Origin of the sequence: Methanosarcina sp. Kolksee (assembly GCF_000969945.1) — an archaeon.
In the GTDB taxonomy this organism is placed as follows: domain Archaea; phylum Halobacteriota; class Methanosarcinia; order Methanosarcinales; family Methanosarcinaceae; genus Methanosarcina; species Methanosarcina vacuolata.
This window is the reverse complement of the sequence record NZ_CP009524.1, coordinates 1,407,131-1,422,725: the sequence shown is the minus strand read 5'-3', so window position 1 is coordinate 1,422,725 and position 15,595 is coordinate 1,407,131. Positions and strand designations below refer to the sequence as shown.

The following is a 15,595-nucleotide window of genomic DNA, read 5'->3' as shown; positions in this document are numbered from 1 at the left end:
TAACCGTTTTAGAATCCCTTTTGCTCTTTACTTACCCACACCAGTTTCATCTCGGGATGAAAGTGCTCTTCTTGCGGTCCAAGTTCTGTTACCCAAGTTCCATCACCCAAGTTCCATCACCCGAGTCCTGTCTCGGGAGGACAGTGCCCTTTTCGCTCGCTTCGTTCTCTCAAGAGGGCTAAGTTAGGGGTAAACAGCGTTAATCTTTACACAAATGGGTGGATTTAAAATTGCAGTTTTTCTGTCTTAAATCACTTAGAGGTCATAGAAAACCAAGGGATTTTCTGAGAGAGCTAATCTGCAATTTTTCGTCTTTTCCGGTTTAATGGAGCTGTAACCGGGTCTGAGAATTTTTCTGTAAATCTTAAATTTTCTAAAATGCCATGATCTTTTTCGATATAGTTTAGACCGATAGAGCTTTTTATATGTACTTTATTTTTTATACTGTTCAGGGCTAACAGAAAATATCACATTGAGGAATGAATTATATGTCAATATGCACATATTAGAATAAAAATATAAAAACGCAAATCAAACAAGAGAGCGTTTGTGCACATAATAAGGGTAAAAATGGATTTTAATATAAAGTATACAACTTAAGTATAATACTTCAAAATGGTTATTTAATATTGAAGATTTCAGCCTAAGTATACGACTTTAAAGTGGTTATTTAATATTGAAGATTTCAGCCTAAGTATACGACTTTAAAGTGGTTATTTAATATTGAAGATTTTAGCCCTTCAGTCAATTAATTTTTTAGGAATAAAAAGAAAAAAATTTCAGCAGGTGATTTCATGTTTTTACAGGATTATGAATTAAGTGAAGAAGAAAAAGTTCTTTTACAAAAGGTTCTGGATGGAGATGTGGCTCTTCGTAAGATTGAGGAGTTTGCAGACTCTGTGACTTCAGTAAAAATCAGACGACTCGCAATACAGGAGTTTGCAAAACTTGAGTTTGAACATATCCAGAATTTTTCCATTGATGTTGAAGCAGCATCGAAAAAGAATATTGAGAATATGATAGGCGCAGTTCAGATTCCTCTCGGAGTTGCTGGACTTTTGAAGGTAAATGGCGAATATGCGAATTCCGAGTACTACATCCCTCTTGCTACAACTGAAGGAGCTCTAGTTGCCAGCGTAAATCGCGGCTGTTCGGTTATCACAAAATCAGGAGGAGCCAATGTCAGGGTCTTTGAAGACGAAATGACGAGAGCGCCTGTTTTTAAGTTTGAGAGTGTTATCAGAGCTAAAGAATTTTATGAGTGGGTAAAATGTCCTGAGATTTTCGAGAAGATGAAAGCCACTGCCGAGAAAACGACACGTTTTGGAAAATTGCTTTCTGTAAAACCCTTCATAGTCGGCACATATGTACACCTCAGGTTCTCGTATGATACAAAAGACGCTATGGGCATGAACATGGTGACTATAGCTACCGACGCGGTGATGCACCTTATCGAAGACGAATTCGGTGCACATTCCATTACCATTTCAGGAAATATGTGTACGGACAAAAAACCTGCTTCCATAAGCACAATTCTCGGAAGAGGAAAAACCGTTGTAGCTGAGGTTACGATTCCAAAGGAAATTGTCAAGGAGACCCTGAAATGTACACCTGAATCCATGTTTGAAGTAAACTACAGCAAAAACCTGCTTGGTTCGGCAAGAGCAGGTGCGCTTGGCTTCAATGCCCATGCTGCAAATATTATTGCTGCGATTTATCTGGCCTGCGGACAGGATGCGGCCCATGTTGTTGAAGGGAGCACTGCAATTACGAGCATGGAGCTTACGAAATATGACGAAATTCACTGCTCTGTTACTCTACCTGCTCTGCCTGTGGGAACCGTTGGTGGAGGCACTGGTCTTGGGACCCAGAGAGATTGCCTGAACATTCTTGACGTTGCAGGCGCAGGTGACGTTCCCGGAGTAAACTCTAAGAAATTTGCGGAAATCGTAGCTTCTGCCGTGCTTGCAGGAGAAATTAACCTTATAGGAGCTCAGGCTGCAGGACATCTTGCCCGTGCCCATGCTCAGCTAGGTCGTGGAAAGTTCTAACGCAACCGTTGCGCCGGTTGATCACGCCGGATAGGGGTCGGGGATAAGGTTCTCAAACTCAAATGGCGACAGGGTTTTCGGTCAAGCCTTTTTTAAAAAGGCTTATGATAACGTTGGATAGAGTTTGGGGATAAAATCCTCAAACTCAAATTTTTCTCTTGTTTTCGGTACACTTCCACTGATTTACGGAGATTTTGATATTTCTCAGAACAGTTTCAAATTTGGGAGTAACTTCAAATTTAAGAACAATTATCAAATTTGTAGACAGCTTTTCTATAATTCTTTATTAATATATCTTCATTTACCATCTTTTCCAATTTTTAAGAAAAGTTAATAAATCAGAAGATGTTAGTATCTATTGGAAATTTATGGGTATGTGTATGGGGGTAATTAATAGGGAACCATGTGGATCAGCTCCTGAATGTCTCGTTTCCCATCAAAAATTTGTAAACTTGAGAAATAGATATGCTGAGAACATGACCCTTTAATTTCTCTATATACTTTCATTCAAAAATAACATTTGGAGTGAACTAGAATGAAAGGAATTTTTAGCATTTTTAGAAAAGATGATAAAGCCTTCACAGGGCTCGAATCAGCAATTGTGCTGACTGCTTTTGTAGTTGTGGCAGCAGTGTTTTCTTATGTAGTGCTCGGGGCAGGATTTACCACCTCCGATACCGCCAAGAAGACTATCGATGAGGGTGTGAAACAGACTACTTCTTCAGTTGAACTTGCAGGTGATGTGATTGCAAGAAGTGGTGATAATTCAAAAGTAGATAATATTACTGTCACCCTTCAGCTTACAGCAGGGCAGGCTCCTGTGGATATAGGAAATGACAGTAAAGTCGGAATGCTAGTGGTAAGTTATGCTGACAATAGTACATATGACCCAGATGTGGAGTGGAGTCAGGAATTTATAGGGAGCGGAGATGGCGACACGTTGCTAGAACAACATGAGAAAGTTCAATTAGTAATCACAGTTCCTGAAGATTCAATGCTGCAGGGTAATAAAGATCAGGCAGTAAACAGAGAATTCAGTCTGGAGATAAAACCAAAGGTTGGAGCAATTGTTCCAATCACAAGAGTAACTCCGGCACAGATCGATCCAGTTATGGTTCTGAAGTAACCCCTAAGGGATTAGGGGGCACTTTCCCCCTTCTTTTATCCAAAAATTGAAGAATTAATTTTTTCTTTTGGTGGTTAATATGGAACTGGAGAAAAGAGTAGCAGATATGGAAACTGAACTTAAAATCGTAAAAGGGGAGATAAAGGAATTACTCGTGGATATAAGGGACCTTGTAAACAGAAATGAAAATCCCTTTTTCAATGGCAAGAAAAATGGAGTTCCAAGGCTTGAAACAAAAGGAAAAGGGGCAGAAGTGGAGACTCAACCGCCTGCTGATGAAGAAAAAAATGATAAAAATAAGGAAAGTGCCCAGGAACCGGTCAGAACCCTTTCTCCAGATGAAGTTCCCGAAGGAAATATTCCACAACAGAAAACTCCTACAAAGGAAATGCAGGCTATTGAACCTGAAATTTCAGCTCGAAAAATCGATACGTTTACCCTTGTCGAGCTCATGCGCTGGGTGGATTATGCCATCCGGACAGTTGGGCACAGCAATTTGGAAGTCCTGCTTGACCTGTATTCACTTACAGGACCGCTTTATGAAGAGACCAGATATGTTATCAAAAATATTGCAAACCTTTCCATTGAAGAGCCTGCATGTGAAGATAAGGTTAGCATGAAAGATAATATTACAGTGCTTTCGCAATTGAGTGCAATTCTCGACCCAAGAGAATTCAAAAATGGAATAAAGCCTCTTTACGAAGATTCCGGCTGGAGAGAAGACAAAAAAGGAAGACAGGATTTTTCTATAATTAAATGTACGAACTAAGAAACCGACTAGATGTACGAACCATCAAATTGACTGAAAAGCAGATCAAATGTTCAAATTAATACTAGTTAATCATTATTAGTGTCAGTAAACTAAGGCAAATACTGTATAATTTAATTAGTGTCAGTAAACTTAGGTAAATACTGTATAATTTAACCGTTATTGTCAGACAGAATCAATGATACTGGCATAATCGATATTTCTGACATAAACAGGTTGAGATATCACTATTATCTAACTGCTATATGCTCATTCAAATTGGTTTATGTTTTTTCAAACTTACCTGAGTTTATTCAAACTGATAAGGGAAACCAGAAAGTAAGGCGGGGTCGAAGAATGAGTGGGGAAGCGATAAGCTCTGCGATTCTAACAATAGCATCCATTATCTGTGCATTTTCATTTGTTTCAGTTGTATACCCGTCTGTAATTTCTGCAGGAGACCCTATAATCAGCCGTACTAATGCAATGGGAGACCAGATCCAGACCGATTTTGAAATATTACATGAGACAACTGCCGATGATGGTTCAGAGGTTCACATATGGGTTAAAAACGTGGGACCTAAGGGGATATCTTCCGGTTTGATACCGAGATCGGACCTTTTTTTTGGGGAGGTCGGGAAATTTGAAAGAATACCATATGATGAGAATGGAAGTCTGGCTCCTTGTTGGAACTACTCAATAGAGCAAAACAATGACGATAACTGGGACAAAGGGGAAACACTGCAGATCAGATTAAAGCCGGTTGATGTGCCTGTCAGCAGAGTGAAGTATTTCATTAAATTTAGTTCATACAATGGGGTTTCTGAAGAGGCCTATTTTACGGTGTCATGATGGGGTTCGGAACGGTTATTGCATCAATGCTTTCGGTTGCAATTCTCCTCCTGGCATCTTATGTCTGCTCAAGCGGGGGGTTTTACATGGCAGACGTTCTTGCAAATTCAGTAATGGAAATGCAGGAAAATGAGAATGAGATAATGAAAACCGACATCGAAATTACAAATATCTCTGCAAATGAGGCCGGTATTTTCGTGTCCCTTAATAATACGGGCTCCACAAAGGTAGGAGACTATGATTATATGGACGTGATCGTGAAGTACTCCAACACATCCGGCATTGCAAAAACCATGTGGGTTCCTTACCAGGGAGATTCAGACGCATTAGAAAACAAATGGACTGTGGGAAATATAAGTCCAGATCTGGTAAATCCCGGAATTCTCGATCCGGGTGAGGAGATGGAACTGCAGATTTTGCTCGAAGATTCCCTGGAAAACAAGAGTGTAAACTGGCTGCTGGTGGCTGCCCCAAATGGAGTAAAGGCTTCAGGATATTTTAACGCATGAATTAGAGAATTGGTTTGATAGGCCAGATTTAGAGTACTAATTTGATATGCCAGAATTAGATAACTGGTTTGATAGGCCAGAATTATTCAGGCTAAGTCAATGAGTTGAATTAGATAACTAAGGAGATAAAAAATTAGTTGATCTTTGAAAAAAGGGAGAGAGGAAAAGTATGGGAGTAAGTTCGGAAGAGGCTTTATTTCTTGAAAATGAAGCATTTTGTGAAGAGGTATCAGATAAATCGGAAACTGAGAAGAAACCCTTAGAATTCATATCCTCAGGAAATCTGGAAATTGATAAGAAACTGGAAGGAGGCATACCCGCAGGTTCTTTATGCCTTCTCGAAGGAGCAAAAGGTAGTGGAAAATCAATTTTCATGCAGCAGATTATGTTGGGAGCTCTCAACCAGGATAAAAAAGTTTTAGCTTTGACGACAGAAAAAACCTCCCGAAACCTGTTGAATAATATGGAAAGCCTGAATCAGGACATATCAGATTATTTCATAATCGGCAGGTCAAAGATTTTTGAAATAAATGCAAGCTATGTTGAAGAAAATCCCGATCTAAGTAATAATCTGCTAGAGAAGATGCTCAAATGCGTAAACGACTGTGACGAAGAACTTATCCTGATCGATTCTTTAACGATTTTAGCGGTTAACACTTCTGAAAATACCTTATTGAATTTTTTTAGGGAATGTGTAAAACTTTGTGATAAAGGAAAGACTATTTTAATAAGTGTTCATGGGTATGCATTCTCCCAGGAAGTGCTTTACAGACTAAGATCCGTTTGCGATTCATGCCTGGAACTGAGAATTGAACAGGTCGGAGATAAACTGATAAAGACTATGGAAATTCAGAAGTTGAGGGGTGCCAGAAAAACTACTGGAAACATGTTAAGTTTTGATGTGAACAGTGAGTGTGGGCTTAAAATAATTCCAGTTTCGAAAGTCAAAGCCTGAAAGAGGAAAAAACATCCGGAAAAAATGCTCTTAAGAAAGAAGGCTCGAATGAGGACTTAAAATGGACGCTCTACCTTTTAACCCGTTGCCTGCACCGGTAAATGGAAAGCGCTCCAGAGAGGATGTACGTTTGAGACTTACTTCAGAATTGCGGGAATTTGTGGGCAGGGAAGAAAATAGTCACATTCTTGATTATATATGCCGACTTCCTCTGGAACAAGTCGAAATCCCGGAGTTCCATTTAAAGATCTCAAGAGCTATGAAAGGTATCAGACACCCAAACCTAATTTATCCTATTGGAAAGGGACTTGCTGTTCACATTTATCCTGATAAAGAAGACATAAGAAATTACTATATCCCGATAGAACCCTGTCTTTTTCAGGATATGAACAGCACACTTGAGGCTGTAGAAAAGCTGCTTATCGACGTTATACATGATGAGGATGTTGATACTAAGGACCTGGAAGAAAAGAAAAAACTTCTGGAAAGGGCCCTTGAAAAGGTTTGCATTATAGAAGAACACGTAAACGAAAGTGCAGAAAAAAAAAGTAAAGGTCTTGAGGGAAATAAAACAGTCACGAGAGAGAAAAATGACAAATTGAGGCTCGGATTGATTGGAAATTTAAAAGAAGCCGGTAAAGTCTTCAAAATGAAAAAATGGGAAAACATCCGGGTAACTCCTGAAGAATTTCAAGCTATCAAATATCTTATGATAAGGGACAAGATCGGAATGGGAATGCTCGAACCTCTGTTGCTGGACTCAAATATAGAAGATATAAGTTGCAGTGGGCTTGGGAGGGTTTTCGTCGAGCATAAGGTATTTTCGTCCCTTAAAACAGCAATTACGTTTCAGGAGACTGAGGAACTTAACTCTTTTATAATACAGATGTCCGAGAAGGTAGGAAAGCCAATCACATATCGAGATCCTATAGTTGATACCGCTCTTCCGGACGGGTCAAGGATTAACATTGTGTTCGGAGAAGATGTATCCAGAAGGGGGAGCAATTTTACCATAAGGAAATTTATGGGAACTCCGATTTCTATTCTTGAGCTTATTGACTTTGGGACAATTGACTACATTATGGCTGCATATATGTGGATGATGCTGAGGGCAGGGATGAACTGCTTTATTTCGGGGGAAACGGCTTCCGGAAAGACCACTATGATGAATGCAATAACTACTTTTCTCCCCCCGGAGTCAAAAATAGTTTCTATTGAAGACACGCCGGAACTGCAGGTTCCCCACAAGAACTGGACCAGAGAGGTTACAAGGACTACAAGAGAGGATAGCGGGTCTGATGTCTCGATGTTTGACCTGTTAAAAGCTGCCCTTCGCCAGCGCCCGAATGAGATTATAATCGGAGAAATCCGTGGAGTAGAAGGCAGCATTGCTTTTCAGGCTATGCAAACAGGGCACCCTGTAATGTCTACTTTCCATGCCGCGTCCGTCGAAAAACTCATTCAGAGGCTAACAGGAGACCCGATCAATGTTCCCAAGAACTATGTAGATAACCTGAATGTGGTTATCATCCAGAGCGCGGTAAATATCCCTGGAAAAGGGATGGGAAGAAGAGTCCTGAGCATAAACGAAATCGTAGGCTATGATTCCTTTAATCAGGCTTTCAATTTCATGGACATATTTAAGTGGGACCCTGCAACAGATACTTTCAAATTTACGGGAAAAAATAATTCATATTTGCTGGAGCAAAAAATTGCTCCACGTATGGGAATTCCGGAAAACCAGGTCCGAAAAATATATTCCGAACTTGAAAAGAAAGGAAAAATTCTCAAGAAGATCCATCAGGCGAAAATTACCAACTTCTACGATCTCTTCAATACTTTGATCCAGATTGAGGAGGCTGGTTTAATATCATGAGAAATATCATGAGACCTGAGGAGAAACTTGCTTACCTGAAAGCAGAAGCTGACCAGCACGGGTTTGAGGGCTACTTTAATCTTGCACGGCAACTGAAGGACACAAAGGTTGTTGAAAGAGTCAATGATGATATGCTCTTCCTTCTCACTTATATGGCAGCGATTTCAACGGCCGATATTGAAAGAGACAGGATTTTCGATTATGCAGGCTCTCAGAAAGAGTATGAAGCTTCAAAATATTTCAGGCAGATTCATAACCTTGCCTCAAAATGGGGCTATGCATATGCAAAAGCCTGCAAATATATCTCTCAGCGATTGCAGGACGAGTACCTTTCAAAACTTTTTGGACGAATGTCAAATATTCTTTCGTCTGGAGAACCGGAAAAAAACTTTCTGAAGCAAGAAAAACTAACAAGAGAAGAAATATTTTCCAATGAATATGAAAGAAGTATCGAATCTCTGAAAAAATGGACCGATGGATATACTGCCCTGATGGTGTCCGTAACCCTTGTTGTTACTATAATTCTTGTTTCAGTCATGATCTATAATATAACAAATATAGGAACGATTGCTTTTCTTGTTGTATTACTAACTGTTTTTATCTGTGGGATTGCGCTTTTTATCATATATAAAGCCGCTCCTGCTGAAAAAAAGCTTCATACCCTGAGCAGGCGGTCAAAGGAACAGGAAATTATCAGGTTTTTGAGTCGGATTTTGCTTCCGCTGGGAGCAATTTCGGTCGTTGTTCTCATTCTAATCGGTACAGATCTCCAGTATATTTTGCTTGCAATAACTTTCTTTACGCTCCCGATAGGTTTCTTTGCAATGATAGACGACCGAAATGTCAATGAAAGGGATAGTAGTTTTCCTGCATTTGTGAAGACTCTGGGCACCCTTGCAGGAACAACAGGAATTACTATCAGAAGTGCAATGGAGGACCTTGATAAAGAAACTATAGGCGGCCTCAGGCCTGGGGTTGAAGAATTACATGCAGGGCTTTCCCTGGGACTTAAATCGAAGCTCTGCTGGGATAAATTCATAGGAGAAACAGGTTCCGAACTGATCAACCGATGCTCAAGGATCTTCACGGACGCAGTTGAGCTTGGAGGAGACCCTGCCGAAATAGGAGAAATAGTCTCATCCTCAAGTCTTTCTATTGTACTTCTCAGGATGAAAAGACAGCTTGTTAGTTCCGGTTTTCGCGGCCTTGCCATAACTCTCCATGTTGTTATGATCGGGCTTCTAATCTTTATAATCGAGATAATTTCCAAATTTAGCGGGCTTGTTTCTGGAATGAATGAGTCTTATTCTTCGATTCAGGGAGGCGCTTCCGGAATGGGGATGAGCATGTTCAATGTTACTGAAAGCATACCGTTGCTTTACACATTTACCCTTTCCGTGGTGCTTATTCTAACAATTTCAAATACTCTTGTAGTAAAAATTGTCGAGGGTGGAGGAAACTGTAAGCTCTTTTTCTATGGAGGCTTGATGTCAGGAATTTCCGGGCTATGCATGATCATTGTCCCGCCAGTTGTATCAGGGGTATTTACATTTCAGATGTGATAAATTGAAAAATGTAGATTTGAACTAAATATAAATTTGAACTAAATATAAATTTGAACTAAATGTAAATTTGAACTAAATATAAATTTGAACTAAATATAAATTTGAACTAAATATAAATTTGAACTAAATATAAATTTGAACTAAATGTAAATTTGAACTAAAAGAGCTAAAAGAAAAATTCAGGGTTGGTGGGAGGTAACAGAATGGATGCATTAAATAACTTGAGAATTAAAGGGCTAAAAAATCTAAAAATCAATGGATTCAAATTTCTAAAAGTTAACGAATTGAAGCATTTGATATCTAAGCCTGGGAGCCAAGATGATATGGAACTTGGGGATTTGATAAAAAGTAAAAAGGAGGTTGAAATCAAAATCAGGAAACTGTTTAGGGAAAAGAAAGAATTGGAATCCCAGATTGAAAAGAAAGAACTTGAATCCTGGGTTGAAAAGAAAGAATTGGAATCCCGAATTGAAAAGAAAGAACTTGAATCCCGGATTGAAAAGAAAGAATTTGAGTCCCGGACTGATCAGCGTCAAGAAACCGAAGACGAAAAAAGAGAAGAAATATCTGAGTTTATCTGGAGAGAGGAAATCTTTCCGCCGCTTCGCAGAAATATGCATCAAGAAGTATCCAGATCTCTTGAAGTTGAAACTGATTCTTTGCAAAAAGAATATGCCGGAATTTCAGAGAGGATAAATAGCCAAACAGGTAAAAAAGTTGAAGGCTCCGATAAATCTCTTGAATCAAAAGAAACCGTTGAAATCGAAGAGGCCAATATAACAGAGATAGGGGTTAAAGAAGAAGCAGATTCTGCCAGCGAAAAAAATGATGTGAAAGGCGATGAAAGAGCTGATTTCGATGATATGAGAAAAAAAGCTGAAGAAATTGCTTTTCTGGAAAATACAGACAAACCAGAAACTGTCGAGGCTGATTTAGAAAATTATGAAAACGGAGAAAATAAAAGACTTGCTTTAGAAGATAATGATAAAGAAGATAAAATTCCTGAAAAGAGAAAAACTGAAAGTGAAAACCCTGCTCCTGGCATTTTTGGAAATAACCTGATTCAAGAGTTGCTGGAAAGCGAAGACCTGTGCCCTGAGGAAGAGCAAAATTTCATGAAGTATATTGGGGAATCAAGTGTTTCAGAACTTATTGCAGATTTAAAGGAAGTAAAAGGCATCCTTACCGAAGCATGGCCCTGAAAGTTTGATTAAATATAAAAATAAGCATGTAACTCTTCAAATCAAAGGAATAAACAAATAAAGGCACCTGAAAGCACCTTTATGCCAGGAAACTCAAAAATAGTGACAGAAATCCCGCCACGCGAAAATCCTGCCACAGAGCTCTTAAAGAATAGTTCTTAAGATACAGCTTTAGAAGGAAACAGTTCTTAAGATACAGCTTTAGAAGGAAATAGTTCTTAAGATACAGCTTTAGAAGGAAGTTCTTAAGAGTTTGCTCTTGCTTTTTTCACTTATGGAAAAGTCCTTCTTTTGCTTTATTAAGATGTTTATTTGCTTCCTCCATTTTACTGGCAGCTTCAAGGATATCCTCGGAAGCTTCAAGAAAACCATCTTTTTTGGCTCTCTGAGCCCATTCTTTGAAACTTTCAATGTGGCTTTCGTTGTGCTCGATCCAGTGCTCAATCAAATGTGAAAGGTTATCGTGACTAAGTTCTTCAGTAATAGTTTTCCCTCCTGTCCAAAATATATACGATTCATGGTATAAATGCCCGCTGGATATAATTAGAATTTTTGTACAGATACCTCGGAAAGACAGAAAATAGATATTAAGAGATAATAGATAGAAGATCAGGAATAGATAGAAGATCAGGAATAGATAGAAAATCCGGAATAGGTAGAAAATAATCTGATAAGCAGGATAGTTTAAAATCCTGAGAACTATGTATCAGGTTTCAAACGATTCTGCCCGGCTGCTCACATCGAATTCTTTGGCATTCAATACTCAGATTCAAACTGTCCTTGGATCAGTAATTTCTCCTGCCAGTGCCGAGGCTGCTGCGGTTGCAGGGGATGCAAGGTAGATAAAACCACCTTTTCCCATCCTGCCCTTAAAGTTTCGGTTTGCGGTTGAAAGGCAGACTTCTCCCTCTCCGAGCACTCCCTGGTGGGCGCCAAGACAGGGCCCACATCCAGGGGTTGCAAGCGTGATGCCTGCTTTGAGCAGAGTTTCCATTGTTCCGTTCTCAATTGCTGCAAGGAGAGTCGTGCGAGATGCAGGAATTACAATAGTCCTGACTGTAACCTTTTTTCCTTTAAGAATTGCTGCTGCGACCTCAAGGTCTTCAAGTCTGCCATTTGTGCACGTCCCTATGAAAACCTGGTCTACGTGGGTACCTGCAACATCTCCTACAGGTTTTACATTGTCAACCTGATGCGGGCAGGCTACCTGAGGTTCAATATCCTCGGCAGAGAAGACAGATTCTTTTACATAGACCGCGTCCTTGTCGGCATAAACCGGCTCATAGGGAGCAACTGCCCTATTTTTCAGGAAATCGAAGGTTTTCTCGTCAGGTGGAACAATCCCTGTTTTTGCTCCCATTTCGATTGCCATATTGCAGAGGGTCATTCTTCCGGAAACCGATAATTCGGAGATAGCCTGTCCGTAAAACTCTACAGCCTTATAGGTGGCACCATCGATACCAGTCTTCCCTATAAGGTAAAGGGTCAGGTCTTTTGCATAAACCCCTTTTCCAAGCCTTCCTTCAACCGTGAACCTGAAACTCTCAGGCACCTTAAACCAGAGCTTACCTGTAGCAAAAATTTCAGCCATATCGGTAGCTCCCACGCCTGTGGCAAAAGCCCCGAAAGCCCCATAGGTGCAGGAATGCGAATCAGCGCCCACAACCAGTTTTCCAGGCAGTGCAAATCCATTTTCGGGGAGTACCTGATGACAGATTCCTTCTCCAAGCTCATAAAAATTCGGAATCCCCTGTTCCTTTACCCATTCCCTTATTTCTTTTTGCAAAGTAGCTGATGTTTCATTATTTGCAGGCGCGATGTGGTCGAAAGGAATTACAATCCTTGAGGGGTCCCAGACCTTCTCCATTTCCATTTCCTTAAAAGCATTAACTGCAAGTACTGAGGTGCCGTCATGCGCCATTGCGTAATCAATATCTGCAAGGACAAAATCATTTGCTTTTGCCTCTGCTCCCGCTGCCCGGGAAAAAATTTTTTCACTAATTGTTCCCAAAAGTAAGTCTCCTTTTTGATAATCAAATGATAATGAAGTATGAAAAATTCAGATTCCTGAACCACTATAAAGAAATAACTGTAAATATCTAACATTAAGAATAGAATCCGAATATTACAAATATAAATTAAATCTTTTCAGCCTCTTGAAGCTGGTTTAGATAGGTTTTCTACAAGCCAAAATAAATTACTCTTTACTCATTTAAGTGTGGCGCTGATGCTGATGATTATTTTTTTCTACTACAGTGAACCTGATAATGAACTCTGTCCCATTTCCTTTTTTCAGTTCAAGTTTTCCATCTAGCTGGTCGACAAGGAAAATTACAAGCTGAAGCCCCAGGCTATCAAGTTCTTTGATATCAAGGTCTTCAGAAATGCCCACACCGTTATCGGAAATTGTTAATATAAAACTTGTAGTCTTATATTCTTCGCTTTTGCTTTCTTCTATGTTGCTTCTATTTTCTCTGTTATTATCTTTATGAAACTTGATTTGGATTTCTCCTTTGTCCCTGTTGAGAAATGCGTATTTAAGAGAATTGGAAACAAGCTCATTGACAATTATTCCTAACGGAACTGCTGTGTCCATGTCAAGTAATATATTTTCTTCCAGGTCCATACTTAAGCTGACATCAAAATTACCAAGTCTGTAAGTCGAGAAAAGAGCGTCAGCGAGTTCCTTAATGTATAGCGAAAAGTTAAGTTTATCGAGCTCTTCACCTCTATACAGTTCTTCATGGATAAGGGCCATTGATATCACTCGGTCCTGGCTCTCCCTGAAGGCTTCCAGGACTTCCGATTCATTGATATTCTTTCGATTTCTGAACTTTTCAGCTTGAAGGTCCAGTAATGATGAGATTACCTGAAGGTTATTCTTGATTCTATGATGGATTTCCTTCTTACGAGCAATCTCAAAGTTTTTGAGAGCTTCTTCAACTTCCTTTCGCTTGGTGATGTCAGTATGAAGGTTCAGAGTTCCTAAAAACTTGCCATCTTTATCAAAAATAGATTTGGAATTTGTATGAGTCCATATAACTGAGCCATCTTTACGCATAAATTGAATTTCAAGACTCTCATTGACGTTTTCCCATCCTTTTTTTAAAGTATGTTTGATAGTAACCTTACTTTCATCACTGAGAAAGTCCCACATAGGCCTGCCAACGAGTTCTTCTGAACTGTAACCAAACATATCTTCAATCTGCTTATTGACGAAAGTAATTCTCTCTTCAGCATCAATTATGCTTATGCCTTCGTTTGCTGTCTCTACAATGTTGCGGTATCTCTCCTCACTTTCTTGAAGTCTTTCTTCTGCTTTTTTTTGCTCGGTGACATCAATGTCCATCTCAAGGATCATGGGAGAACCGTCAACGTCAGTGAACGGCAAATTATAGGCATCATAAAAGCTTCCATCCGGCCCGCTTACCTCCCAATGATGAGGTTGACCGGTTTCAAGTACTTTATGTGATTCGCAGAATTCACACGGCTGGGTGAATCCAAAATAATATTCATAGCAATGCCGGCCACCTGGGTCCCCGAACCTTTTACGGAACCTGCGGTTGGCAAAGGCGATATGATAGTCAGACGTTAATAGGATTATCATTGCCGGCAGCGTATCCAGCACGTTATAAAGACGTTGGCGTTCGTTTATTGTTTCCTGGTTCCACTTCTCCAGTTTCTCATTTGTTCTTTTAAGCTCTTCTTCAGCTTTCTTGCGCTGGGTAATATCAGAATGCATATTCATATTACCGATATGTTTTTCCTCTGCGTCAAGAAGAGGCGTAGAGCTCACAAACGACCAGACAATACCGCCATCCTTGCGGCAGAACTTCATTTCGTACCCTTTTTCTTTGCTGCCTGTCTGTAAGGATTTTATCCTGATAAGCAAATTTTCCATGTCATCTTTATAGATAAAGTCAAAGGCTGATTTCCCGATCATTTCTTCCGTTGTGTACCCGAGCATTTCTGCCATTTTTTGATTCACAAAAGTAGTAACTGCTTCAGTGTCGGTAATCCAGACACCCTCGTTTGCTGTCTCTACGATGCTGCGGTACTTTTCCTCACATTCCCACAGTTTTTCTTCAAGGCCCGCACGGTTACTTATATCAAATCCATAAACGTTGACACACCCTTCTTCCGGGAAAGGGTAAAAATTGATCAGGTATACTCTTTTTCCCACTCTAACTTCCTTTGTTTCCGGACTATTCCTGAAAACTGTTTTTAGCACTAAATCTTCGATAGAAGACGGCAGTTTTTCTCCTATTTTCGTGCCCCACTCCTGCAATAAGGGTTCACTAGCTTCATTTGAGTAAAGAATAGTACCATCCTTATCGACACTAAGCACAGGATTCGGATTATTTGCTAGAAGTTTTTCAGTTTTTGGTTTCATATGCCCCTTCAGGCTCCTCTCTAGGAAGGCAATATGCCTACTGTCGATGATTCATTAACGTTAAAGTGTTTCTACTGCAACTATATAAATATATAATATTATTTGAATATAATAGATTTAACTCGACTTTGATGACAGATTGTATCAAAACCATTTTTATTTCTACAATTGGGTAATTTCCTGTCTCGATATTTCTCTCATTTCTACAAGAATCGTATCTCTTCAAATTCAATAGAGAATTTTCAACCTTAACTCCCAATTTTGTAAGGAATATATGAATTGGAGAGTTTTATCGAATTCTCTTACTTTCCTACTTCC

Annotated in this window: 12 protein-coding genes; 9 read left to right on the top strand and 3 right to left on the bottom strand. The window is 39.6% G+C overall.

The window, feature by feature from the left end:
* Positions 1-794: 794 nt before the first annotated feature.
* The 9 genes from hmgA (at position 795) to MSKOL_RS05975 (ending at position 10,884) form a co-directional block, all read left to right on the top strand.
* On the top strand, positions 795-2,051 hold the full coding sequence (hmgA, locus tag MSKOL_RS06015) for a hydroxymethylglutaryl-CoA reductase (NADPH) (RefSeq protein WP_048154357.1): 1,257 nt from the start codon (positions 795-797) through the stop codon (positions 2,049-2,051).
* Positions 2,052-2,586: 535 nt separating this feature from the next.
* The gene (locus tag MSKOL_RS06010; protein ID WP_052725361.1) at positions 2,587-3,177 is read left to right on the top strand and encodes an archaellin/type IV pilin N-terminal domain-containing protein; all 591 of its coding nucleotides are present in this window, start codon (positions 2,587-2,589) and stop codon (positions 3,175-3,177) included.
* A gap of 79 nt (positions 3,178-3,256) precedes the next feature.
* Positions 3,257-3,946: a hypothetical protein gene (locus MSKOL_RS06005; RefSeq protein WP_048154354.1), complete on the top strand. Its 690-nt coding sequence runs from the start codon at positions 3,257-3,259 to the stop codon at positions 3,944-3,946.
* Positions 3,947-4,108: 162 nt separating this feature from the next.
* Positions 4,109-4,777 (top strand): hypothetical protein, encoded by a 669-nt coding sequence (locus MSKOL_RS06000; RefSeq protein WP_231592482.1) that lies wholly within the window; start codon positions 4,109-4,111, stop codon positions 4,775-4,777.
* Positions 4,774-5,286: a hypothetical protein gene (locus MSKOL_RS05995; protein ID WP_231592480.1), complete on the top strand. Its 513-nt coding sequence runs from the start codon at positions 4,774-4,776 to the stop codon at positions 5,284-5,286. The genes MSKOL_RS06000 and MSKOL_RS05995 overlap by 4 nt, the downstream gene beginning before the upstream one ends.
* A 169-nt stretch (positions 5,287-5,455) precedes the next feature.
* The gene (locus tag MSKOL_RS05990) at positions 5,456-6,241 is read left to right on the top strand and encodes an ATPase domain-containing protein (protein ID WP_048154351.1); all 786 of its coding nucleotides are present in this window, start codon (positions 5,456-5,458) and stop codon (positions 6,239-6,241) included.
* Between the two features lie 61 nt (positions 6,242-6,302).
* Positions 6,303-8,117: a type II/IV secretion system ATPase subunit gene (locus MSKOL_RS05985; RefSeq protein ID WP_052725360.1), complete on the top strand. Its 1,815-nt coding sequence runs from the start codon at positions 6,303-6,305 to the stop codon at positions 8,115-8,117.
* Positions 8,114-9,679 (top strand): archaellar assembly protein FlaJ, encoded by a 1,566-nt coding sequence (flaJ, locus tag MSKOL_RS05980; protein ID WP_231592477.1) that lies wholly within the window; start codon positions 8,114-8,116, stop codon positions 9,677-9,679. Before MSKOL_RS05985 ends, flaJ begins: the two co-directional genes overlap by 4 nt.
* Positions 9,680-9,885: 206 nt before the next feature.
* Entirely contained in the window at positions 9,886-10,884 is a 999-nt protein-coding gene (locus MSKOL_RS05975) for a hypothetical protein (protein ID WP_197078845.1), read from the top strand.
* 268 nt (positions 10,885-11,152) lie between these two features.
* On the opposite strand, the gene MSKOL_RS05970 is transcribed toward MSKOL_RS05975, so the two are convergent.
* From MSKOL_RS05970 to MSKOL_RS05960, 3 genes are all read right to left on the bottom strand, one after another.
* Entirely contained in the window at positions 11,153-11,332 is a 180-nt protein-coding gene (locus MSKOL_RS05970; RefSeq protein WP_048119360.1) for a hypothetical protein, read from the bottom strand.
* Positions 11,333-11,653: 321 nt separating this feature from the next.
* Positions 11,654-12,886 carry a homoaconitase large subunit gene (gene hacA, locus MSKOL_RS05965; RefSeq protein ID WP_255351994.1) on the bottom strand — a complete coding sequence of 411 codons (1,233 nt, stop codon included), beginning with the start codon at positions 12,884-12,886 and terminating at the stop codon, positions 11,654-11,656.
* A 210-nt stretch (positions 12,887-13,096) separates the two neighbouring features.
* Entirely contained in the window at positions 13,097-15,277 is a 2,181-nt protein-coding gene (locus MSKOL_RS05960; RefSeq protein ID WP_048154342.1) for a PAS domain S-box protein, read from the bottom strand.
* Positions 15,278-15,595: the final 318 nt, after the last annotated feature.